19 protein-coding genes and 1 pseudogene are annotated in these 21,476 nt (G+C 69.5%); 12 read left to right on the top strand and 8 right to left on the bottom strand.

Features of this window, described 5'->3' with window-relative positions; genetic code table 11:
- Position 1: 1 nt before the first annotated feature.
- Positions 2 to 1,645, top strand: a complete 1,644-nt coding sequence (locus ACWEIJ_RS07750; RefSeq protein WP_449836396.1) for a glycosyl hydrolase family 28-related protein — start codon at positions 2 to 4, stop codon at positions 1,643 to 1,645.
- Here ACWEIJ_RS07750 and ACWEIJ_RS07745 read toward each other — a convergent pair.
- Positions 1,640 to 3,328: an FtsK/SpoIIIE domain-containing protein gene (locus ACWEIJ_RS07745; protein ID WP_449836395.1), complete on the bottom strand. Its 1,689-nt coding sequence runs from the start codon at positions 3,326 to 3,328 to the stop codon at positions 1,640 to 1,642. The genes ACWEIJ_RS07750 and ACWEIJ_RS07745 overlap by 6 nt on opposite strands.
- Positions 3,325 to 4,863: a hypothetical protein gene (locus ACWEIJ_RS07740; RefSeq protein ID WP_449836394.1), complete on the bottom strand. Its 1,539-nt coding sequence runs from the start codon at positions 4,861 to 4,863 to the stop codon at positions 3,325 to 3,327. The genes ACWEIJ_RS07745 and ACWEIJ_RS07740 overlap by 4 nt, the downstream gene beginning before the upstream one ends.
- A gap of 88 nt (positions 4,864 to 4,951) precedes the next feature.
- On the opposite strand from ACWEIJ_RS07740, the gene ACWEIJ_RS07735 reads away from it, so the two are divergent.
- Positions 4,952 to 5,299 carry a sterol carrier family protein gene (locus tag ACWEIJ_RS07735; RefSeq protein ID WP_449836851.1) on the top strand — a complete coding sequence of 116 codons (348 nt, stop codon included), beginning with the start codon at positions 4,952 to 4,954 and terminating at the stop codon, positions 5,297 to 5,299.
- A 5-nt stretch (positions 5,300 to 5,304) separates the two neighbouring features.
- On the opposite strand, the gene ACWEIJ_RS07730 is transcribed toward ACWEIJ_RS07735, so the two are convergent.
- Both ACWEIJ_RS07730 and ACWEIJ_RS07725 read right to left on the bottom strand, forming a co-directional pair.
- Positions 5,305 to 7,344 (bottom strand): alpha/beta hydrolase, encoded by a 2,040-nt coding sequence (locus tag ACWEIJ_RS07730; RefSeq protein WP_449836393.1) that lies wholly within the window; start codon positions 7,342 to 7,344, stop codon positions 5,305 to 5,307.
- Positions 7,341 to 7,664 carry a type VII secretion target gene (locus ACWEIJ_RS07725; RefSeq protein ID WP_449836392.1) on the bottom strand — a complete coding sequence of 108 codons (324 nt, stop codon included), beginning with the start codon at positions 7,662 to 7,664 and terminating at the stop codon, positions 7,341 to 7,343. Before ACWEIJ_RS07725 ends, ACWEIJ_RS07730 begins: the two co-directional genes overlap by 4 nt.
- A gap of 94 nt (positions 7,665 to 7,758) precedes the next feature.
- Between ACWEIJ_RS07725 and ACWEIJ_RS07720 the strand changes: the two genes are divergently transcribed.
- The 7 genes and pseudogenes from ACWEIJ_RS07720 to arfB all read left to right on the top strand — a co-directional run bounded on the left by ACWEIJ_RS07720 (position 7,759) and on the right by arfB (position 13,495).
- Entirely contained in the window at positions 7,759 to 8,505 is a 747-nt protein-coding gene (locus tag ACWEIJ_RS07720; RefSeq protein ID WP_449836391.1) for a maleylpyruvate isomerase N-terminal domain-containing protein, read from the top strand.
- Entirely contained in the window at positions 8,505 to 8,825 is a 321-nt protein-coding gene (locus tag ACWEIJ_RS07715) for a hypothetical protein (protein WP_449836390.1), read from the top strand. The genes ACWEIJ_RS07720 and ACWEIJ_RS07715 overlap by 1 nt, the downstream gene beginning before the upstream one ends.
- Complete coding sequence (locus ACWEIJ_RS07710) at positions 8,825 to 9,145, top strand: hypothetical protein (protein WP_449836389.1); 321 nt, start codon at positions 8,825 to 8,827, stop codon at positions 9,143 to 9,145. Before ACWEIJ_RS07715 ends, ACWEIJ_RS07710 begins: the two co-directional genes overlap by 1 nt.
- A gap of 114 nt (positions 9,146 to 9,259) precedes the next feature.
- Positions 9,260 to 10,765 (top strand): amidophosphoribosyltransferase, encoded by a 1,506-nt coding sequence (gene purF / locus ACWEIJ_RS07705; protein WP_449836388.1) that lies wholly within the window; start codon positions 9,260 to 9,262, stop codon positions 10,763 to 10,765.
- 29 nt (positions 10,766 to 10,794) lie between these two features.
- Positions 10,795 to 11,856 (top strand): phosphoribosylformylglycinamidine cyclo-ligase, encoded by a 1,062-nt coding sequence (gene purM, locus ACWEIJ_RS07700; protein WP_449836387.1) that lies wholly within the window; start codon positions 10,795 to 10,797, stop codon positions 11,854 to 11,856.
- Between the two features lie 54 nt (positions 11,857 to 11,910).
- A pseudogene (locus ACWEIJ_RS07695) lies at positions 11,911 to 12,369 on the top strand (SigE family RNA polymerase sigma factor); the annotation flags it as partial.
- Positions 12,370 to 13,072: 703 nt separating this feature from the next.
- Positions 13,073 to 13,495, top strand: a complete 423-nt coding sequence (gene arfB / locus ACWEIJ_RS07690) for an alternative ribosome rescue aminoacyl-tRNA hydrolase ArfB (protein ID WP_449836386.1) — start codon at positions 13,073 to 13,075, stop codon at positions 13,493 to 13,495.
- On the opposite strand, the gene ACWEIJ_RS07685 is transcribed toward arfB, so the two are convergent.
- Both ACWEIJ_RS07685 and ACWEIJ_RS07680 read right to left on the bottom strand, forming a co-directional pair.
- Positions 13,478 to 14,149 carry a response regulator gene (locus tag ACWEIJ_RS07685; RefSeq protein WP_449836385.1) on the bottom strand — a complete coding sequence of 224 codons (672 nt, stop codon included), beginning with the start codon at positions 14,147 to 14,149 and terminating at the stop codon, positions 13,478 to 13,480. The two genes, arfB and ACWEIJ_RS07685, sit on opposite strands and share 18 nt — an antisense overlap.
- Entirely contained in the window at positions 14,146 to 15,681 is a 1,536-nt protein-coding gene (locus ACWEIJ_RS07680) for an ATP-binding protein (protein WP_449836384.1), read from the bottom strand. The genes ACWEIJ_RS07685 and ACWEIJ_RS07680 overlap by 4 nt, the downstream gene beginning before the upstream one ends.
- 130 nt (positions 15,682 to 15,811) lie before the next feature.
- Between ACWEIJ_RS07680 and ACWEIJ_RS07675 the strand changes: the two genes are divergently transcribed.
- From ACWEIJ_RS07675 to ACWEIJ_RS07665, 3 genes are read left to right on the top strand one after another with little or no spacing between them, the layout of a single operon-like run.
- Positions 15,812 to 16,780 (top strand): Bug family tripartite tricarboxylate transporter substrate binding protein, encoded by a 969-nt coding sequence (locus ACWEIJ_RS07675; protein WP_449836850.1) that lies wholly within the window; start codon positions 15,812 to 15,814, stop codon positions 16,778 to 16,780.
- Positions 16,777 to 17,280 carry a tripartite tricarboxylate transporter TctB family protein gene (locus tag ACWEIJ_RS07670; protein ID WP_355437995.1) on the top strand — a complete coding sequence of 168 codons (504 nt, stop codon included), beginning with the start codon at positions 16,777 to 16,779 and terminating at the stop codon, positions 17,278 to 17,280. The genes ACWEIJ_RS07675 and ACWEIJ_RS07670 overlap by 4 nt, the downstream gene beginning before the upstream one ends.
- The gene (locus tag ACWEIJ_RS07665; protein WP_449836383.1) at positions 17,281 to 18,798 is read left to right on the top strand and encodes a tripartite tricarboxylate transporter permease; all 1,518 of its coding nucleotides are present in this window, start codon (positions 17,281 to 17,283) and stop codon (positions 18,796 to 18,798) included.
- Positions 18,799 to 18,870: 72 nt separating this feature from the next.
- On the opposite strand, the gene ACWEIJ_RS07660 is transcribed toward ACWEIJ_RS07665, so the two are convergent.
- Positions 18,871 to 20,364 carry a CoA-acylating methylmalonate-semialdehyde dehydrogenase gene (locus ACWEIJ_RS07660; protein ID WP_449836382.1) on the bottom strand — a complete coding sequence of 498 codons (1,494 nt, stop codon included), beginning with the start codon at positions 20,362 to 20,364 and terminating at the stop codon, positions 18,871 to 18,873.
- Positions 20,361 to 21,362 carry a LacI family DNA-binding transcriptional regulator gene (locus tag ACWEIJ_RS07655; protein ID WP_449836381.1) on the bottom strand — a complete coding sequence of 334 codons (1,002 nt, stop codon included), beginning with the start codon at positions 21,360 to 21,362 and terminating at the stop codon, positions 20,361 to 20,363. Before ACWEIJ_RS07655 ends, ACWEIJ_RS07660 begins: the two co-directional genes overlap by 4 nt.
- Positions 21,363 to 21,476 lie beyond the last annotated feature (114 nt).

Raw genomic sequence — 21,476 nt, 5'->3', positions numbered from 1 at the left:
AATGAACATCGACAGAAGGCGATTCCTGCTGGCTACAGGGGTCGCACTGGTCGGAACGCAAGCGCTGACGGATACCGCTTCCGCCGCGTCCTCCGCCTCGTTGTGGCAGGAGTTCGCGGCGAACCCGTACAACCACCCGCAGCTCCCGAACATCGCGTACGCGGGCTACCGGACGGGTGAGCGGCCTCCCCGCCGTCCCGTGCTGGCGAACGTGCTGTTCTTCGGTGCGCGCCGGGACGGCTCGGCGGACGCGTCGGTGGCCATCAACCGCGCGATCGAGTTCGTCGGCAGGCTGGGCGGCGGCACGGTGTTCGTACCGCCGGGCCGCTACCGGATCGACGACATCATCCGCGTCGGCCACGACAACGTGGTGCTGCGCGGCGCGGGCAGCGACCGGACGACGTTCCGCGCGACCAGGTCGCTGGAGGAGATCGTCGGCATCAACCGCAGCCGCTACGGCTCGGAGAACTCGGCGTGGAGCTGGTCCGGCGGGCTGGTGTGGGTGTGCCACCGCGACCGCTACCAGCCGTTGGTCGACGCGATCAAGGCGCACAAGTGGCCGTTCGAGGGCTGGACGGGCAACGAGCTGGAGCTGGGTTCGACGCTGACCGCGGTCACCGGCTCCGCGGCGCGCGGCTCGTTCGTCGTGACCGTCGAGAACGGACGGAACCTGCGGCCCGGTCAGCGCGTGCTGCTGCGGCTGGACGACGACAACTACTCGCTGCCCAAGCACCTGTGCGGCGACATCCCCGGCACGGCCACGTACAAGTGGGACGACAAGGACAAGCTCCTGTCGTACTTCCCCTTCCTGTGGCCGGTGCGCGTGGAGTGGGTGCGCGGCAACAGGGTCAAGCTCGCGCAGCCGCTGCCGGTGGAGCTCCGTCCGGAGTGGAAGGCGCGCCTGACCACGATGGCCCCGGTGATCACCGGCGCGGGCGTCGAGGGCATCAAGATCGAGATGTTCAAGGTGCCGACGCCGAAGCACCTGCAGGACAAGGGGTACAACGGGCTGGTGTTCCAGTGCGCGTGGGACTGCTGGGCCGACGACGTGCATGTGCAGGACGTCGACAACGGGTTCCTCCTGGTGTCCTCCAAGGGGGTCTCGCTGCTGAACACGCGGGTCTCCGGCCGCGGCCACCACCACGCCTACGCGACCCGCGAGCAGTCGCACGACAACCTGACCGACGGGTTCGTGATCGAGGCGCCGTCGGAGCCCTCGCAGCCGGGCGCGGGCAACCACGGCCTGAACGTCGAAGGCCTGTCGTGCGGCAACGTGTGGACCCGCGGGCGGATGGACTACGACGTCTTCGACACCCACCGCGGTCTGCCGTTCGGCAACGTCCGCACCGAGATCACCATCAACAACGTCGGCGCGCACGGCGGCAGCGCCAACGCGGGTCCGTTGTACGGCGCGCGTTTCACGCACTGGAACGTCACCGTCACGAACCAACGCGCCGGCAACGTCCGCATCGACCAGGTCGCGCCGTGCAGCGCCACGGTCGCGATCTCCGAGGTCCGCGACTTCGGTCAGATCGACAAGCCGGACTTCACCGGCCCGCTGAACTCGCGCCTGGAGCTCTACGGCACGAACGACGTGACACCGCGCAATCTCTATGACGCACAACGGAAGTTGCGTCGCTCATGAGGTAGCCGCGTACATGGCGACCGGCAGTGACCGCACGACCGTGTCGAGATCGGTGGGGAGCACGAAGCTCTCCACCGATCTGCCGATGCGGCGTTCCCAGCCCTGCTCGGTGAGCTCCAGGCGGTACGTCGTGTGCAGCCGTGGCAGGTCGCGGACCGAGGTCGTGTCGGAGAGCAGCAGGTGCTGGCCGTAGGTGCGGCCGACCTCGGTGAGGGTTTGCAGCGTGGTGAGGAACCCCGGTTTCGCCTCGGTCAGGCCGTGGACGCCGTCCACGCAGACGAGCAGCCGCGGTGGTGCGTTGCCTTCCACCAGCATGCTGATACGGCGTTCCAGATCGTCCATCAGGTCGTGCGGCTGCACGTGCGGTGCGTGCTCCAGGCCCGCGAACACGCCGGTGCCGTGGAAGTCGATGAGAACGACCTGCAGCTCATCCGGTGAGTGCCACAGCATCAGGCCGAGGATCAGCGCTTTCAGGGCGTCCGCACGACGTTCGGGAGGCGCCACGACCTCGCCGTGCGGACCCATGCCGTCCTCCGCGAGACCCGCCTTGACGTCGATCTCGACCGGTTGACCGTGCTCGTCCACGCCCACCGCGGTCCGGAACCGCAGCTTGGCCGGGCGCGGCCGCCACGCGTGCGCTTTGTCGAACCTCAGCATGTCGTGCAACGTGAAGAAGTCCGGTGGCGGCTCTGGCTGGTGCATCAGCCGGGGCAGCTCGTCGGCTTGCTGGTCGAGGTTCGCCGGCGTGGTGCAGTCGTCGATCCGGACCTGCGTCAGCTCGTGCGGGGTGTCCAGCAGCAGCTGCACGCCGGATCTGCCGACGTCCCGGGCGATGGTGGTGAGGGCGTTGCCGAGTTCTGTCGCCGCGAGGTCCGCGAACCCGGTGACGCAGATCAGGAGTTGCGGCAGCACCTGGCCGAGCGAGCGGTGGTCGAAGATCGTCCAGGTGTTGCCGACGATCTCCAACCGGCGTTCCGACTCGGCCAGGAGCGCCTCGGCGAGCGGACCGGGATCGGCCTCGGCGTTGCGGTGATGTGCCTGCACGTGCGGTGCCTGGTCCAGCCCGGCGAACGTGTCCGTGTCGTGCGCGTCGATGAAGATGGTCTGGAACACCTTGGGCGAGTGGGTGGTCATCAGCCCGAGCACCAGGCTCCGGAACGCGTCGCGCGTGGTGACGGCGAGGTGCGATCCCGTGCGCCACTTGCCGTCGGCGAAGTGGGTGAGCTCCACGACGACCGGCCGGCCGTTGCCGTCGACACCGATCGGCACCTTCCACCACCGGCCCCGCCACACGAGCGCCTTGCTGAACCGGCTCAACCCGTGCAGCGCCAGGAAGTCCACGACCTCCACGTGCAGCGGCACGCGTGCCGGGAGGTCACCGAGCGACCGGGCGGTGACGATCACCCGCACTCCGCGCGCGGTCGCGGTGATCCACCTGACCGCGTCGGCGAGGCCGGGATCGCGGTCCGCGCAATGCTTCCAGTCGTCGATCAGCAGCGTCGCGCCGGGTTCCGCGCCGCGTTCGAACCACGTCAGCAGGTTCTGGCACCGGCGCTGGTCGGTCGGGTCGAAGCTGACCGCCGCGATCGGTGACTCGCCTTGCCCGATGCGGTAAACGCCTTGTGCCGCAGGGATTCGCGGCCCGGTGAGGTGCGGCGGCCCGACGAGGGCGAGATGGGTCACGGCAGCGCGATCTGGGCGTGCAGGCGATCCGGCACGGACAGACAGAAGCCCGGCTTGTCCGGCACGCGGGCCGCCTCACGGGCGCCGACGAGCGACGTGGCCGGGTCGTCGAGCCGGAACTCGATGCCGAACGCCAGGCTGTCGCGGATGAACGGCGGCACCTGGTCCCACGACCGGGCGGTCACCACGATGTGGCGCTGCGGGTCGAGGGGCTCGCCGGGGCCGTCGAGGAGCTGGCAGCGCGCCAGGTCGTCACCGAGGACACGGGCCAGGGTGCGCAGCGTCGTGCTCTTGCCGGTGCCCGGTTTGCCGACGATGGCGCCGTGCCGCTGCTCCTCGGTGAAGCCGGGGACCAGGACGTCACGGCGTTGCTCGAACGGCTTGTCCACCAGCCCTATCGCGCCCGGCGGCAGCATTTCCAGCGTCAGGTCGACGTAGCTCTTGTGCAGCGGCGGCAGCACGATCGGGCGTGCGGGCGGCGCGGATCCGACCAGCGCCTGCGGCAGGACGCTCACCCACTCGGCGAAGTCGTGCGGCGGCGTCGCGAACGGCCACTCGGGCACCTGGAACGGCAGCTGCGGCGGGAACGCGTCGCCGGAGTAGAGCAGGTGGATGCCCAGCGTGCGGCCGGCACGCGTGAGCGACTCCAGGGTGTTCTGAAACCCCGGCTGCCGCTCGATCAGCACCTCGGCGCTGTCGACGCAGATCAGCAACGCGGCCAGGTCGTCGGCCTGCTCGCGGTAGTCGGTGAAGCTGCGGCAGCGGGCCTCGTGCAGCAGCTGCTGCCGCCGGTTGAGCTCGCCGGCCAGCCCCTCCTGGAACCGCTCGAACAGCTCGTCCTCGTCCTCACCCTTGAGCGCGAACGACACGTGCGGCGCGACGCTGAGGCCGTCGAACACGCCGGAGTTCTTCAGGTCGAAGAGACCGAGGTTCAGGTGCTGCGGCGAGTGCGTGACCATGAGCCCCAGCAAAGCGCTGAGCAGCTTCTGCCCGCGTTGCGGTCCGTAGTACGCACCCGTGAGCCCGTCCCCGTCGACGCTGATGTCCAGGTGCACCGGCCATCCGCGCTCGTCGACCCCCACCGCCGCGCTGAGGTCGCGCCGCTGGTACTTGTCGCTCAGGTCGGCCTGGATCCCGTGCAGCGCGAGGAAGTCCGTCGCCTCACCGTGCAGCTGTCGCCGCAACCGGTCCGGCAACTCGTCCCACGTCCGTGCCGTGACGACGACCTGCACGCCCCGCGCGGGCCCGAACGCCGCGACCCACTCGACGACCCGGTCGAGCGCGGGGTCCTGCTCGGAGCACAGCCGCCAGTCGTCCACCAGCAGCACCGCACCGGACGGCGCCCCGCGCTCGAACCAGTCCAGCAGACTCCGGCAGCCGGGCTGGTCAGAGGGGTCGAAGGTGGCCGAAACGGGCAACGGGTCGGCACCACGCCCGATCCGGTAGACGGAGGTGTCCGGCGCGGCCGCGAGAGCCGCCTTCAGCCGCTCCCTGGTCGCCTGCCCGGGACCGACGACGGCGAAGTTCCTGATCACCGTCCAGATATACCAACAGCGCCCGGACCGCCGCTGCCGCTTCGCTAATGTGGGCGACGTGCCAGCCAAGCCCGTCGACCCCGCCGAGATGCGCGCCGCCGTGCAGGCCGTCCTGCCCTGGCTGCGCGGCGAGGCCGACCAGCCGGAACGCCCGGTGCTGGCCGCCGCCGTCCGCCTCAGCCTGCGCACGCTGGAACACATCGCACCGGGCCGCAGCGTCGAGGTGCGCGTGCCGCCGTTCGCCGCGGTGCAGTGCGTGGAGGGCCCGCGGCACACCCGCGGCACGCCCCCGAACGTCGTGGAGACCGATCCGCGCACGTGGCTGGAACTCGCGACCGGCACCCTGACCTGGCCCGACGCCCTGGACGGCGCTCGGGTCACCGCGTCGGGGACCCGAGCCGACCTGTCCGCACTGCTACCGGTCGTGAAGTTCTAGAACTCTTAGAACCACGAACCGATCGTGTTGTCGTAGACGGACTTCGCGCCGCCCGCGATCGCCCCGCCGACGTCCTTGACGACCCCGACCCCACCCTCGACGACGGCCTTGCCGCCCTCGTACGCATCCCGGCCGAGCTCACCGACGTTGCCGAGCGTGTCGGCCACCACGTCCACGGCGTCACTGCCCAGCTCGCCAACGGTGCCCATCGCGTGCCGCCCGGCGTCACCCCAGTTGCCGTGCGAGATGTCGCCGGCGACCTGACCGCCGCCGCGCCACACGTCCTCGCTCATGTCGACGACTTCCTTGCCGGTGTTGACGGTCCAGTCGATGACCGGCCCGACCCCGGGCAGGTTCGAACCGGGCACCTCGACCGGCGTGGGCGAGTCCTGCCACCGCTGCGAGCTGACGTCGCCGCCGTGCCCGGTGGCGATCTTCGCCAGGTTGTCCAGCGACTCGGAACCCTTGTCGTAGTAGGAAGAATGCGCGTGCCCGACCCACGACTCCCCGGACGTGCCGAACTGCCGCGCACCGAACGACGAGTCGTACGGCCCGGTCGAAGACCCGTCCTTGGTGAACCAGTCACCGCTGGTCGCCTGGATGACCGGGTCGTGCTCGGCGCCACCGACGTACACGTGCCCACGGCCGGCCGACAGCTGGTCCACATTGGACGCACCGACACCGGGCGAGCCGACGAACGCGATGTCGTCCGCCTTCAACCCGTTGTCCATCGCCGAGTACCCGACCACCGTGCTGCCGTAGCTGTGCCCGATCACCGTGACGTGCGCGCCGGGGTTGCGGTCGCGGTACTCCGCCACGTCGTTGGCCAGCAGCGCCGCGCCTTCCTTCGCCTGCGCGGGGTCGTCCACCTGACCGGGCAGGAACTCGGGGGCGTCGTAGCCGAGCCACTGGATCGCAGCGCCGTGCTCGCCCATCGCCCCGCTCAGCTGCGCTGCCTGGTCCATGCTGAAGCCGCTGAGCTTGGAGGTCGTGCCGGGCACGCAGACCGCGAGGTCCTTGGCGGTGTCCGGGTTTCCGAACGCCACCGCCATAGTGCCTTCCTTGGCACCAGGACCGTCGGGGTTCCACGCCAGGACATACGGCTTCTTGCCGTTCTCGACGCCCAGTCGGTCGGCTTCGATCAGTGCGCCATCCGCATCGGTGGCGTTCTTGGCGCGCCGGGTCGCGTCGTCGTACTCCGACATGAGCCGCGCACCCGCGGGGTCGTTGCGCAGCGCACGCTGACCGTCGGACGAATTCGGGTCCACACCGAGTTCGCGGGCGCGGTCGTCGAGTTGCTGCTTGAGATCCTGTTTCTGCGCCTCGAACCGCGTTTTGTCCTGCCTGATGCGTTCGCGGTTGGCCATGTCCAGGCCCTCGGCGGGCAGGCCCTTGATCTTGGCGAGTTCCTCGGGCTTGGACTTGACCAGCGCATTCTTCTGTTCGTCGCTGAGGCTGTCCCACCACTTGCGGACGGCTGCCGGGTCGCTGCCCGGTGGTGGCAACGGAGGCAGGTCGCCGCCGACACCGGAGCGCTGGGCAGCACGGTCCCAGCCGCAGTCGGTCCTGGCGGACTCCTCGAAGCCCGGCGGGATCTTGATGAGCGCGCCGGCGTAGGAGCGCAGCACGTTGTCGTAGCCGGATTTGACCTTGTTCAGCGAGTCGTTGACCTGGTTGGCGAGCGCGCGAGTCTGTTCCTCGTCGAGACCCGGCGGACGGCTGCGCCACACGTTGATCGCCTGGTCCGCGGCCCCGCGCATCTGGCCGTAGGCCCGAGATGCCGCCTGGACGATGTCCACACCGGCACCGAGTCGTTCGGCGGCAGCCTTGGCGGCGGTCGCGGACAGCTCGGCACGTGCGGTGAACTTGGTCGCGGCATCACCCACCCAGTTGCTCACCGCAGTCCTGCCGCCCCTGGCCACCGACTCGCCGGCGCGTCCGACGGCGCTGATGGCACCGGTGATCGGGTCCGCGGCTGCGGCGATCCGGCTGATGTCGCCGGACGCGAGCTTGCCGTACAAGCTTTCCGGATCCGTGTAGCTCACTTGCCGCCCCCAAGTCCCTGCATGAGCTTCGTCAGCATCGACGCGTGGTCCTCGTCCGTGCGCTGGTAGGCATCGGCGTTCGACACGAGGCCCTCTGCGGCGTCGTTGATCCACGCGGAACCGCGCTGCAGGTCCTGGGAGTGCGTGTCGACGAACTTCGCGAGAGCGTCTGCGAACTCCGCCGCCGCGTCGACCTCGCCGAGCGCGCCGGCGTCGAGCTTGAGCATCGAGATCATCTCCGCTGCCTCGCGCACCGCGTCGGAGCCGTTGCCGAACTCCTTGGACGCGCTGCGCAGCAGCTCCGGCTCAACGCCGAACATCGCCACCCCCTGTTGGTCCTCGATCACTGCGACGCGCCCACATCATGGCCGGTTCCCGCCTCGCGACTGGAGCATTTCGGGCACGATGTCGTTCATGGTGCAGACAGGGTGGACGGCCGAGCGGTGGACCGCTGTGTTCATCGAGCAGGCGGAGATGTTCCGCAAGGCGGTGGCGGACGCGGATCCGGCCGCCGAGGTGCCAACGCGTCCCGGATGGACCGTGCAGGACCTGGTCGTCCACCTCGCGCGCTTCCTGGAGACCTCCACGGCGTACCTGCGCACCGGCAGCCGCCACCCGATGCAGCCACCACCCGCCCAGACCGGCCTGACGCCACTGGAGTACTTCGACCTGCAGCTGACGGCCGCCAGCGAGATCCTCACGGCCGTACCCGGTAATCGCCCGGTGTGGACGTTCTCGCCGTCCGCGCCTGACCTCGCGTGGGTGTGGCACCGCCGCATCGCGCACGAGACGGTGCTGCGTCGGTTCGATGCGCAGACGGTCGTCCGTCAAGTCGTTGCCACGGACGCCGACCTCTGCGCCGACGGCATCGACGAGGTGCTGACCACGATCGTCGCGGCCAAGGTCGCGGGCGACGTGCCGAGCGCGGTGTCGGGCAGCGCCGTCGTGCGACCGACCGACGTGCCGGAGGCGTGGCTGATCACCCTCACGGCGGGCGAGGTGCCCGAGACGCGTGCCGCCGCGCCCGGCGAGGAAGGCGACGCGTCCGTCGTCGGTGAGGCCGAGCTCGTCTACTTCTGGCTCTGGAACCGGATGAACCTCAAGGAGATGACCGGCGACCGGCGCGTGCTGGACGTGCTGCAGGTCGGACGGGGGCACTGATGCGCAAGCTCACCGCGGCCCTGCTGGGATGTCTCCTGCTGGCGGGCTGTGCGACCAGCTGGGAACAGCAGCTCCGCTACAAGATCGTCTCAGTCGACAACACCACGCCGACCGAGTTCTTCAAGCTCGAACTGGTGGGCGACGTTCCGAAGGACGTCCTGTGGCAGGACAGGGTGGCTTCTCAGCTCCAGCCGCCGGGCGACATCAGCGGTGACCCGAAGGTCGGGGACGAGGTGATCTGCACCGCCACGCAGAAACAGGGAAGTCCGTTCGCGTCATGGTCCAAGGACACCAAGCTGAGCGGGTGCAGGAAGGCCTGATGCGCGAGATCAGCGCGCTCCTGGTGGCATGCCTGCTGCTGACCGCGTGCGCCGCGAGCTCGGGGCACGACCTCCGCTACAAGATCAGCGGAATCGACAACAGCTCTCCGACCGAGTACCTGAAACTCGACCTGCTCGACGAGGCGCCGAAGAGCGCCCTGGATTCGAAGGCGCTGGCGCATCAGCTCGCGTACCAACGCGAGATCAGCGGAGGCGCGGTTGTCGGTGACGAGGTCGTCTGCACGATCAAGCAGGAGAAGGGGAGCGCGTTCGGGAACTCGAACCTCCAGACCCACCTGAGCGGGTGCAAAAAGGCCTGAAATGGGCCGAAGGCATGAGTTTCGTCACCTCACCAGGGGTGCGATGGGGGTGGTTGGCCCCCTGCTCCACTTACACTCGGGAAGCATCCAGCGCGAGCGTGAGGGAGCCACTCGGTGGTCGCCGACCAGTCCCAGCCCGAACAGGAACCCCGTGAGGAGTGCGGCGTCTTCGGCGTCTGGGCTCCCGGTGAGGACGTCTCGAAGCTGACCTACTACGGGCTCTACGCCCTGCAGCACCGCGGCCAGGAGGCGGCGGGCATCTCCGTCGGTGACGGGTCGCAGGTCGTCGTCTTCAAGGACCTCGGGCTCGTCAGCCAGGTCTTCGACGAGCAGGTCCTGCAGAGCCTCAAGGGCCACGTGGCCGTCGGGCACTGCCGTTACTCCACCACCGGGTCCACGACCTGGGAGAACGCGCAGCCGACGTTCCGCACCACGGCTGCCGGGAGTGGTCTGAGCCTCGGCCACAACGGCAACCTCGTGAACACCGCCGAGCTGCTGGAGAAGGCCAAGGAGCTGGGCATCGTCGAGCGCAACGGCGCGACGACCGACTCGGACATCCTCTGCGGCCTGCTCGCCCACGCGGCGGCCGACAAGGGCATCGAGCAGGCGGCCCTCGAACTCCTCCCGACGGTCAAGGGCGCGTACTGCCTGACCTTCAGCGACGAGTCCACCCTCTACGCGGCGCGTGACCCGCACGGGGTCAGGCCGCTCGTGCTGGGCCGGCTGGAGCGCGGCTGGGTCGTGGCGAGCGAGACGGCGGCGCTGGACATCGTCGGTGCGAGCTTCGTGCGCGAGGTCGAGCCCGGTGAGCTGATCGCGATCGACGGCGACGGCCTGCGCAGCAGCAGGTTCGCGACCCCCGAGCCCAAGGGCTGCATCTTCGAGTACGTCTACCTGGCGCGGCCGGACACGACGATCTCCGGGCGGTCGGTGCACGCCACGCGCGTCGAGATCGGTCGCCGGCTCGCCAAGGAGCACCCGGTCGAGGCCGACCTGGTGATCCCGGTGCCCGAGTCCGGCACGCCGGCCGCGATCGGGTACGCGCAGGCCAGCGGCATCCCGTACGGGTCGGGCCTGGTCAAGAACGCCTACGTCGGCCGGACGTTCATCCAGCCGTCGCAGACCATCCGTCAGCTCGGCATCCGGTTGAAGCTGAACCCGCTGCGCGACGTCATCCGCGGCAAGCGGCTGGTCGTCGTGGACGACTCGATCGTGCGCGGCAACACCCAGCGCGCGCTCGTCCGCATGCTGCGCGAGGCCGGCGCCCTTGAGGTGCACGTCCGGATCGCGTCGCCGCCGGTCAAGTGGCCGTGCTTCTACGGCATCGACTTCGCCTCGCGGGCCGAGCTGATCGCGAACGGCCTGGACGACGACGGCATCCGCCGCTCGGTCGGTGCCGACTCGCTCGGCTACGTGTCGCTCGACCAGCTCGTCGCGGCGACCGAGCAGCCCAAGACGCGGCTGTGCTCGGCGTGCTTCGACGGCGAGTACCCGATCGAACTGCCGCAGGACGCGCTCATCGGCAAGCACCTGCTCGAAGGCCTCAAGGGCGTGGCGGGCTCGGCCGCTCCCGTCCTGGCCAACGGCTATGGTGCCGAGGACGCACTGCGTCGTCCGTGAGCTCGAAGAACCAAGTGGAAGAAGTTGACGTGACCGACAGCGCCAAGGCCACCTACGCCGCCGCCGGAGTCAGTATCGCCGCAGGTGACGAGGCGGTGGAGAAGCTCAAGCCGTGGGCTGCCAAGGCGCACCGGCCAGAGGTGCTCGGTGGCATCGGTGGTTTCGCCGGGCTGTTCCAGCTCAAGCTCGACCGCTGGAAGGAACCGATCCTCGCCTCGTCCACGGACGGTGTCGGCACCAAGATCGCGGTCGCGCAGGCGCTGGACAAGCACGACACCGTCGGCATCGACCTGGTCGCCATGATCGTGGACGACCTGGTCGTCTGCGGTGCCGAGCCGCTGTTCGTGCAGGACTACATCGCGGTCGGCAAGGTCGTGCCGGACAAGATCGCCGCGCTGGTCAAGGGCATCGCCGAGGGCTGCGTCCAGGCCGGCTGCGCGCTGCTCGGCGGCGAGACGGCCGAGCACCCCGGCCTGATGGGCGACGACGACTACGACATCTCGGGCACCGGCGTCGGCGTGGTCGAGCAGTCCAAGCTGCTCGGTCCCGACCGGGTGCGCGACGGCGACGTCGTGATCGCGATGGGCTCGTCCGGCCTGCACTCCAACGGCTACTCGCTCGCCAGGCACGTGCTGCTGGAGATCGCGCGGATGCCGCTGGAGGGTCACGTCGAGGAGTTCGGCCGCACCCTCGGCGAGGAGCTGCTGGAGCCGACCAAGATCTACGCCAAGGACTGCCTCGCGCTGATCGCCGAGACGGAGGTCCGCGGGTTCTCGCACGTCACCGGTGGTGGCCTGGCCGCGAACCTGGCCCGCGTGCTGCCGGACGGCCTGCACGCGACGCTCGACCGCGGCACCTGGACGCCGCCCGCGGTGTTCCAGCTCATCGCCCAGCGCGGCCGGGTGGAGCGCGAGGAGATGGAGAAGGCGTTCAACATGGGCGTCGGCATGGTCGCCGTCGTCGCGCCGGAGGACGTCGACCGCGCACTGGCCGTGCTCACCGCGCGCCACGTGCCGTCGTGGGTGCTCGGCGAGGTCACCAAGGCCGAGGTCGGCGGCGCCGCACTCGTCGGAGACCACCCGAGGTTCTGAGGCAACCTCCGGCGGTCGTCGTCGCGTACTAAACGGCGACCGAGGAGGGGGCACTTGGATCGCGACCGCGAGTTCGGGGAGTTCGTCGACGCACGCGCTCTCGTCATGCGCCGCACGGCCTATCTGCTGTGCGGCGACTGGCACCGCGCCGAGGACATCGTTCAGACCGCGCTGATCAAGCTCTACGTGGCCTGGTCACGCGTGCGCAAGGACAGCGTGGACGCCTACGCGCGCAAGGTGCTGGTGCGCACCGCCGTCGACGAGACCAGGCGCGGCTTCTTCCAGCGCGAACGCACGGTCGACGTCCTGCCGGAATCCGCGGTGACCGACGACTCGGCGGACTTCGACCTGCGGCTGGCGCTCGACGCGTTGCCACCGGGACAACGTGCTGTCGTCGTGCTGCGGTACTGGGAGGACCTGAGCGTCACCGAGACCGCCCGCATCCTCGGCAGGACGGAGGGCACGGTGAAGAGCCAGGCGGCCAAGGGGCTGGCGGCGTTGCGCGACCTGCTGGAGGACGAGCCGGCGCTGCGGATCCACCGCTCCGAGGTGATCCGCAAGGGCAAGACGAAGCTCGCCCGCAGGCGGACCGCCATCGCGACGGTGATGGCCTTCGTGTTGATGGCCGGGCTGGGCACGGTCGGCTACCTGGCACTGCCGCGGCAGTCGTCCGGAGCGGCCTCGACCGCCGGGGCGGTGGTCGTCGACCGCAACGCCCAGCTCACCGCGATCCTGCTCGACGCCAAGGTGATCCCGGCCGGAGTGACGGTGCAGGACGTCCCGAGCGTTCCGGCAGGTCCACTGCAGTTCTTCGACCACGGAGACGTCCGACAAGCCGTGGCACTGCTGAAGGACGCCCAGGGCACCGGTGCGCTGACGATCGAGCTCTACCGCGGCCACACCAACACCGGCGACGACGTCAGCTGGTGTTTTGAGCCCGAGGTCGCGCCGTGCGAGCTTCGCGTGGTCGACGGCATCAAGGTCCGGTCCAGCATCGCGGGTAAGCAGAACGGCCTCCACACCTACCAAGTGCAGGCGCTTCGACCAGACGGTGTGTTCGTCGAGATCAAAAGCGTGAACGTGGGAGAGTTCCGCACCAACATCGTCGGCATGCCGAAACTGGACGGCCCGGTGACCCGGCCGACGCCGCCGCTCGACCGCGAGACGCTGATAAAGATCGCGACTTTGCCGGGCCTCACCTATTAGCCTGGCAGGCATGAACGACGTGACCGTGACTCGGACGCTGGTGATCCCGGCGTCCGAGTTGCGCGAACGTTTTTCCAGGTCAGGTGGGCCGGGCGGGCAGGGAGTCAACACCGCGGACAGCCGCGTGGAGCTCTCGTTCGACCTGGCTGCCTCGCCGTCGGTCCCCGAGCACCTCAAGCGCAGGATGCTCGACCGCCTGGAGAACAGGCTGGTCGACGGTGTCCTCACGATCGCCGCGTCCGAGCACCGCGCCCAGTTGCAGAACCGCGCCGCCGCACGGGAGCGTCTCGCCGCGATCCTGCGCAGTGCCGCCGCCCCGCCACCGCCGATGCGCAAGCCGACCAAGCCCACCAAGGGCTCGAAGGAACGCCGCATCGCCGGCAAGAAGCGCCGTGCGGAGACCAAGCGCGGCCGCTCAGGCTCCTGGGACTAGCGCGTAGATCCGTTCCGGCCGGCCGGTTCCGCCGTACCGCAACCGAACCTCGGCCCTGCCGGACGACACGAAGTGCTCCAGATATCGGCGCGCGCTCACCCGAGCCACGCCGGTCGACGACGCGCACTCCGACGCCGACAGCCCGTCCGGGTGCGACCGCAGCGCGTTCTCCACGAGCCGCGCCGTCTCCGGCGTCAACCCCTTGGGCAGCAACGGCTTCGACGCCGGACGAGCGCCGAACACCTGGTCCACGTCGGCCTGCCCGGCGGAATCCAGCCGGTGCAGCTTCTCGTGCAACGACGCGAAGTGCGCGAGCTGGTCGCGCAGCGCCGAGTAGTCGAACGGCTTGATCAGGTAGTGCAGCACGCCGCCGCGCATCGCACTGCGCACGGTCTCGACGTCGGTCGCCGCCGTGATCACGATGACGTCGACGTCCTCGTTGGCACGCAACGACTTCAGCACTTCGAGCCCGCTGACGTCCGGCAGGTAGACGTCGAGCAGCACGAGGTCGGGCTTCAACAAGGCGACGAGCTTCAGCGCGTCACCGCCGTTGTGCGCGACTCCGACCACCTCGAAGCCCTCGGTGCGCGCGACGTACCCGCTGTGCACCTTCGCCACCATGAAGTCGTCGTCGACGACGAGCACCCGGATCACCAGGGCAGCCTTGCGGTGAAGACCGAGCCGGACACGCTCACCGAACCACCGCGGCGCAGGCACGCCCGCCTGATCAGCGCGAGGCCGATCCCGCGTTCGCCGTGCGATGCCGCCTTGGTCGTGAACCCGTGCCGGAACACCTCTTCCGCGAGTTCCGGCGCCACCCCCGGCCCGGAGTCCCGCACCACGACCTGGACCTCGTCGTCCGACTGCACCACACCTACCTCGATCCACTTGCCGGCTCCGTTGGCGCTGAACGAGCTCAGCGCGTCCAACGCGTTGTCGACCAGATTTCCCAGCACCATCACCAGATCCGCGGACAACGCCTCGTCGACGCGTCCCAGCACGCTGTCCGGGCCCATGCGCAGCACCGTGCCGCGCTCGGCGGCCAGCGAGGCCTTGGCGATCAGCAGCGCGGCCACGGCCGGGTCGCCGATCCGCGAGCTGACCTCGGTTCGCCACTGGTCCTGCGCCGAGCTGATCTGGTGAATGTAGTTGCTGACCTCGTCGTACTCCTTCAGCGCGATCAGCCCGGCGATGGTGTGCAGGCGGTTCGCGAACTCGTGCGCCTGTGCCCGCAACGTGTCCGTGGCGTGCTGGGAGGCATCCAGTTCGTGTTGCAGCGCAAGGAGTTCCGTGCGGTCTCGCAACGTCACGACCGCGCCGGCACCGTCGATCGGCATGCGGTTCAACGTCAGCACGACGCCCTCCCGCAGCACCAGCTGGTCCACACCGGTCGCGCGCCCGGTGAGCACGTCGCGCAGCCGGTCGTTGAGCTCCAGCTCCTCGACCGACCGGCCGACCGCGTCGTCCGGTAGTGCGAGGAGGTCCCGGGCGTGGTCGTTGACCAGGGTGATCTTGTGCTGCCCGTCGAGGCCGACGACGCCTTCCCTGATGCCGTGCAGCAACGCCTCGCGGTTCTCGACCAGCGCGGTGATCTCGTGCGGCTCCAGCCCGAGCGTCTGGTTCTTCACGCGCCGCGCCAGCAGCAACGACCCCGTGACGCCGATGACCAGCGCGATCGCCAGGTACCGCAGCACGTCCTCCGGCTGGTCCAGCGCCCCCGCGAACAGGCCGGGCTCGATCACGCCGGCGACCACCATGCCGTTGACCTTGCGGGTCCGCTCGTCGAACACCGGCACGTGCGCCTCGATCGAGCCGTTGATCGTGCCGACCCACGCCTTGCCGTCGAACGCGGTCGTCGGTGTGTCCAGAGTGGACCCGATCTGGGCCGGGTCGGGTGACGCGATCACGATCCGCCGAATGTCGACGATCAGCACGTAGGAGGCACCGGAGAGGCTCCGCGCGGTCTCGGCGGGCGCGGCCAGGATCCGCCAGTTGCCCATCGACGTCTGCACGACGTTCAGGGCCGCCACGTTCTCCGCGACGGACAGCATCCGGCGTTCCTCGTTGGTGCGAAAGTTGCTGCCCGTCTGGACGACAGTCAGCGCGCCGACCGCGCACAGTAGCAAGGTGACGACTACGAGTTGCCACACTAGGAGCTGGCTGGCCAGGGAACGGCGGCGGCGCATGAGACCTCCCGTGACCAGAAAGACCGAAAGAAACCTTAGAAGCGCAAGAGCGACATCAAGGTTTACACCAGAGCAACATGTCGAACCACGCGGATGAGAGGCGGGGATCACAGTGTCGGTGAAGGTGTGGGTGGCGGTGGCGACGGCGTTGCTCGCCGTCCTGCTGGTGCCACCGCTGCTGACGCCGGGTGCGGACAGCGGCGATACCAGCCAGGTGCGGGCGCTGCGCGTGCTGGTGCCGAACCAGCCCGGCGGTGGTTACGACATCACGGCCCGCACCGCGGCGAAGGCCATGGAGGACGCCGGCCTGCTGCGCAACGCCGAGGTGTTCAACCTCCCCGGCGCGGGCGGCACGGTCGGGCTCGGCCGCACGGTCGGTGAGCGCGGCAACGGCAAGATGATCATGTCGATGGGCCTGGGCGTCGTGGGCGCGGTGTACACGAACAAGTCGCCGAACTCGCTGCTCGACACCACCCCGATCGCGAGGCTGATCGAGGAACCGGACATCGTCGTGGTCGCGAAGGACTCGCCGTACACGTCGTTGCCGCAGCTCGTGGACGCGTGGAAGGCCGACCCCGGCGCGGTGACGGTCGGCGGCGGCTCGGCACCCGGCGGTCCCGACCACCTGGCGCCGATGCTGATGGCCAAGGGCGTCGGGCTCGCGCCCAAGAGCGTCAACTACATCCCGTTCGACGGCGGCGGCGAGCTGCTGGCGAGCGTGCTGGGCGGCAAGGTCGCGTTCGGCGTCTCCGGCGTCGGCGAGTACCGCGACCAGATCCAGGCGGGCACGTTGCGGGTGCTCGCGGTGACGAGCGGCAAGCGCGTCAACGGCATCGACGCGCCGACGCTCAAGGAGTCCGGTGTGGACGTCGAGTTCAGCAACTGGCGCGGCATCGTGGCTCCTCCCGGCATCACGCAGACCGACCGCGACCGGCTGGTCGACCTGCTGCAGCGGATGCAGAAGACACCGCAGTGGGCGGAGGCGTTGCAGCGCAACGGCTGGACCGACGCCTTCGCGCCGGGAGACCAGTTCAAGACCTTCCTGGACAACGAGAACAAGCGGGTGGCAACGGTGCTGAAGGACTTGGGGCTCGCATGACAGCGACGAAATCCTGGTTGCGCGAGCGTTCTGAGCTGGGCATCTGCGCCCTGCTGGTCGTGCTCGGCGTGCTGGTGCTGACCGACGCGCTGCGCATCCCCACCGACTTCGCCCAGCGCGGCCCGGTCGGGCCGAAGGCGGTGCCGATCCTGGTCGGCTCGCTGCTGCTGGTCGTCGCGGTGCTGCTGGCCCGTGACGTGCTGCGCGGCGGCCGCGGCGAGGCGGAGGGCGGCGAGGACGTCGACCTGACCGCGCCCGCCGACTGGCGCACGGTTCTGCTGCTGTGCGGCGCGTTCCTCGCGAACGCGGCGCTGATCGGCGTGGTCGGGTTCCCGATCTCCGGCGCGATCCTGTTCTGGGGCGCGGCCTACGCGCTCGGCAGCCGCAACCTCGTCCGCGACCCGCTGATCGCGGCGGGCATGTCGATCGTGACGTTCCTGGTGTTCAACAACCTGCTCGGCGTCCCGCTCCCCGGTGGCCCGTTGATGGAGGTGTTCTAGGTGGAACAACTGCTCAACGGCTTCGCGACCGCGCTGACGCCGACGCACCTGCTGTTCGCGGCGATCGGCGTGCTGCTCGGCACCGCGATCGGCGTCCTGCCGGGCATCGGCCCGGCGATGGCGGTGGCACTGCTGCTGCCCGTCACCTACGGCATGGAGCCGACCGGCGCGTTCATCATGTTCGCGGGCATCTACTACGGCGGCATGTTCGGCGGCTCGACCACGTCGATCCTGCTGAACACACCGGGTGAGAGCGCGGCGGTGGTCACCGCGTTCGAAGGCAATCCCATGGCTCGCAAGGGACGCGGTGCGCAAGCGCTTGCCGCCGCCGCGATCGGCCACTTCACCGGCGGCATCATCGGCACGACCCTGATCGTCCTGCTGGCACCGTTCGTGGCGAAGCACGCGGTCGACATCGGCGCGCCGGACCTGTTCGCGATCATGGTGCTGGCGTTCATCGCGGTGACGTCGGTCTTGGGTTCCTCACGGATCCGCGGCGTGGCGTCGTTGCTCATCGGTCTCACCATCGGCCTGGTCGGGCTCGACGAGATGACCGGCCAGCAGCGGCTCACGTTCGGCTCGCTGCACCTCGCGGACGGCATCGACGTCGTCGTGGTCGCGGTGGCGCTGTTCGCGGTCGGCGAGGCCCTGTGGGTCGCCGCTCACCTGCGGCGCAAGGCGTTCGAGCCGATCCCGGTCGGTCAGCCGTGGCTGTCGAGGGCGGACCTCAAGCGCACCTGGAAGCCGTGGCTGCGCGGGCCGGTGATCGGGTTCCCGTTCGGCGCGATCCCGGCCGGTGGCGCGGAGATCCCGACGTTCCTGTCGTACGTGACGGAGAAGCGGCTCTCCAAGAACAAGGACGAGTGGGGCAAGGGCGCCATCGAGGGCGTGGCCGGTCCGGAGTCCACGGCGTCGGCGTCCGCGGCCGGCACACTGGTCACGATGCTGACGCTCGGTCTGCCGACCACCGCGGTCGCGGCCGTGATGCTCGCGGCGTTCCAGACGTACGGCATCCAGCCGGGGCCGTTGTTGTTCCAGCGCGAGGCCAACCTCGTGTGGGCCTTGATCGCGTCGCTGTTCATCGGCCTGACGCTGCTGCTGGTGCTGAACCTGCCGCTGGCACCGCTGTGGGCGAAGCTGCTGCGCATCCCGCGGCCGTACCTGTACGCGGGCATCCTGTTCTTCGCCTCGGTCGGTGCCTACGCGGTGAACGCGGACATCTTCGACCTGCTGCTGATGTTCGTGATCGGCGTGCTGGGCTTCGCGATGCGCCGCTACGGCCTGCCGGTGCTGCCCGCGATCATCGGCGTGATCCTCGGCCCGGCCGCGGAACAGCAGATGCGCCGCTCGCTGCAGCTCTCCGACGGCTCGCTGACCGGGCTGGTCAACAGCCCGATGGCCGTCATCGTGTACGTGATCATCCTCTTGATCGTGTTCTTCCCGCTGCTCAAACGCTTCCTCCCGAGCCCAACCCCTCCTGCCGCTCCTGCCCCTGAGCACCAGAAAGTCGACGCCTGATGACGGCACGCGGGGAGCTTTCGTACTCTCGTGGAGTACGAAAGGGCCCCGCGTGCCGTCTTGAAGCGGGGGTTAGCCGTGGGTGGGGAAGCCCAGGTTGACGCCGTGCTGCTGCGGCCAGCGGGCCGTGATGGCCTTGGCACGGGTGTAGAACTTCACGCCCTCGGCGCCGTGGACGTGGGTGTCGCCGAACAGCGAGTCCTTCCAGCCGCCGAACGAGTAGTAGGCCATCGGCACGGGGATCGGCACGTTGATGCCGACCATGCCGACGTGCACGCGCCGCTGGTACTCGCGCGCGGCCAGGCCGTCACCGGTGTAGATGGCCGTGCCGTTGCCGTACGGGTTGGCGTTCACCAGTTCCACGGCGTCCTCGAACGTGTCGGCGCGGACGACCGAGAGCACCGGGCCGAAGATCTCGTCGGTGTAGATCGTCATGTCGCGCGTGACGTGGTCGAAGAGCGTCGGCGCGAGCCAGAAGCCGTCGGCGTGACCCTCCGGCGCGTAACCACGACCGTCGACGACCAGCGTGGCACCGGCCGCCTCGCCCGCGTCCACGTAGGACCGGACCTTGTCGCGGTGCACGCCCGTCACGAGCGGACCCATCTGGGCGTCGGGGTCGGTACCGGGCAGCACGGCCGGGTGCAGGTCGCGGGTCCGGGAGGCGATCTTCTCGACGAGCGCGTCACCGGTCTCGCCGACGGCCACGACCACCGAGATCGCCATGCAGCGCTCACCCGCGGAGCCGTAACCGGCGGAGACCGCGGCGTCGGCGGCCACGTCGAGGTCGGCGTCCGGCAGCACGACCATGTGGTTCTTCGCGCCACCCAGCGCCTGCACGCGCTTGCCGGCCGCGGTACCGCGCGAGTAGACGTGCCGCGCGATCGGGGTCGAGCCGACGAACGACGCCGCGGCCACGTCCGGGTGGTCGAGCAGGGCGTTGACCGCGAAGGCGTCACCCTGCAGCACGTTCAGCACGCCGTCGGGCAGCCCGGCCTCCTGGAACAGCTCGGCCAGCCGCACGGACGCGGACGGGTCGCGCTCGGAAGGCTTGAGCACGAAGGTGTTCCCGGTCGCGATGGCGATGGGGAACATCCACATCGGCACCATCACGGGGAAGTTGAACGGCGTGATGCCCGCGACGACACCCAGCGGCTGCCGCAGCGAGTACGCGTCGACACCACGCGAGACCTGCTCGGAGTGCTCACCTTTGAGCAGCTGCGGGATGCCGCACGCGAACTCCACGACCTCCAGGCCGCGCTGCACCTCACCGGCGGCGTCGGAGAGGACCTTGCCGTGCTCGGACGTGATGATCTCGGCGAGCTCGTGCCGTGCCTCGTGCAGCAGGTGGCGGTAGGCGAACAGGATCCGCGACCGCGTGGACAGCGACGACTCCGACCAGGACTGCGCCGCCTTCAGCGAGGAGGAGACCGCGAGGTCGACGTCGGCCTGCTCGGCCAGCACGACCTGAGCCGCCACCTGCCCGGTCGCGGGGTTGAAGACGTCCGACGTGCGGGACGACACCCCCGTGGTGCGGGCGCCGTCGATCCAGTGGGGGATGGTGCTCAACGCGGTCCTCCTGGGGGAGCTGTCGTGTTGCGGACTACGAGAGAGGGGTTGAGGAGATGGCGCACGGGTTCGGTGCGCCCGTCACGAACTCGCTGCAGCAGCGCGAGCGCCGCCAACCGGCCGAACTCGGCACGGGGCTGGTCGATCGTGGTCAGCGAAACGTGGCGGAGGGCCGCCAACGACGTGTTGTCGTACCCCACCACGGAGACGTCGGCAGGCACGCGCAGCCCGGCGTCCTCAAGAGCGGAGATCGCACCGACGGCGTTGAAGTCGTTGCAGGACAGGACGGCTGTGGGCAACGTGCCTTCCGCGATCAACGAGCGAACGGCCCGAGCGCCGGCGACGTCGGTGTACTCCGAGGAAACGATCTGCGGCGTGAGCCCGTGCGCCTCCATCGCGGCGACGTAGCCCCGCCGGCGAGGCCCGGCCTGGGTGCCCTCACCGCCGTCCAGATGGGCAATCCTCGTGTGCCCCAACGACACCAGGTGGTCGATCGCGAGCCGGGCACCCTGCTCGCCGTCGTCGTTCACCGTATCCACAGTGGACACACGCGACGACCGGGCCACGAGCACGATCGGAAGTTGTTCGGCCGCCTTGGAAATCGCCGTCGCGGGCACCACGGGCGAGAGCAGGATCAGCCCGGCGGGGCGGAAGGACTGCAGCGACTCCAACGCGCGGCGCTCACGGGCGGGCGAGCGACCACCGGTGTTGATGATGACGTCGAACCCCTGCTCGCGCGCGACCTCGTCGATGCCGTCCACGACCTCGGCGAAGAACGCGTTGTGCAGGTCGGACACCATCACGCCGAGCACGGTCGACGTGCGCGAGGCCAGCGACCGCGCCATCGCGTGCGGCGAGTACCCCAGTTCTTCGGCCGCCTTCAGCACAGCAGCGCGTCGCGCCTCGCTCACCTTGGGTGAGTTGCGCATCACGAGTGACACCAGTGCGCGGGACACGCCCGCACGCAGAGCCACGTCCTCCATCGTCGGTCTGACCACCGATGACCACCTCCCCCTCACGTCACGGGCGGGAAACACACCCTTGACACCCGTGTGACGGAAGCTACAGCATTAGAGCGCTCCAACCAATAGAGCGCTCTAACACATTACGGC

Source organism: Lentzea sp. NPDC004789, assembly GCF_053601075.1.
This window is presented reverse-complemented; position numbering and strand designations above follow the sequence as displayed.

Excerpts from the sequence above, each read along its gene's own strand:
- ACWEIJ_RS07750 (WP_449836396.1), top strand. The coding sequence starts at position 2 with ATGAACATCGACAGAAGGCGATTCCTGCTGGCTACAGGGGTCGCACTG.
- ACWEIJ_RS07735 (WP_449836851.1), top strand. The coding sequence starts at position 4,952 with ATGCGCGCCGCCGTGCAGGCCGTCCTGCCCTGGCTGCGCGGCGAGGCC.
- ACWEIJ_RS07725 (WP_449836392.1), bottom strand. The coding sequence starts at position 7,664 with ATGTTCGGCGTTGAGCCGGAGCTGCTGCGCAGCGCGTCCAAGGAGTTC.
- ACWEIJ_RS07720 (WP_449836391.1), top strand. The coding sequence starts at position 7,759 with ATGGTGCAGACAGGGTGGACGGCCGAGCGGTGGACCGCTGTGTTCATC.
- ACWEIJ_RS07715 (WP_449836390.1), top strand. The coding sequence starts at position 8,505 with ATGCGCAAGCTCACCGCGGCCCTGCTGGGATGTCTCCTGCTGGCGGGC.
- ACWEIJ_RS07710 (WP_449836389.1), top strand. The coding sequence starts at position 8,825 with ATGCGCGAGATCAGCGCGCTCCTGGTGGCATGCCTGCTGCTGACCGCG.
- arfB (WP_449836386.1), top strand. The coding sequence starts at position 13,073 with ATGAACGACGTGACCGTGACTCGGACGCTGGTGATCCCGGCGTCCGAG.
- ACWEIJ_RS07680 (WP_449836384.1), bottom strand. The coding sequence starts at position 15,681 with ATGCGCCGCCGCCGTTCCCTGGCCAGCCAGCTCCTAGTGTGGCAACTC.
- ACWEIJ_RS07670 (WP_355437995.1), top strand. The coding sequence starts at position 16,777 with ATGACAGCGACGAAATCCTGGTTGCGCGAGCGTTCTGAGCTGGGCATC.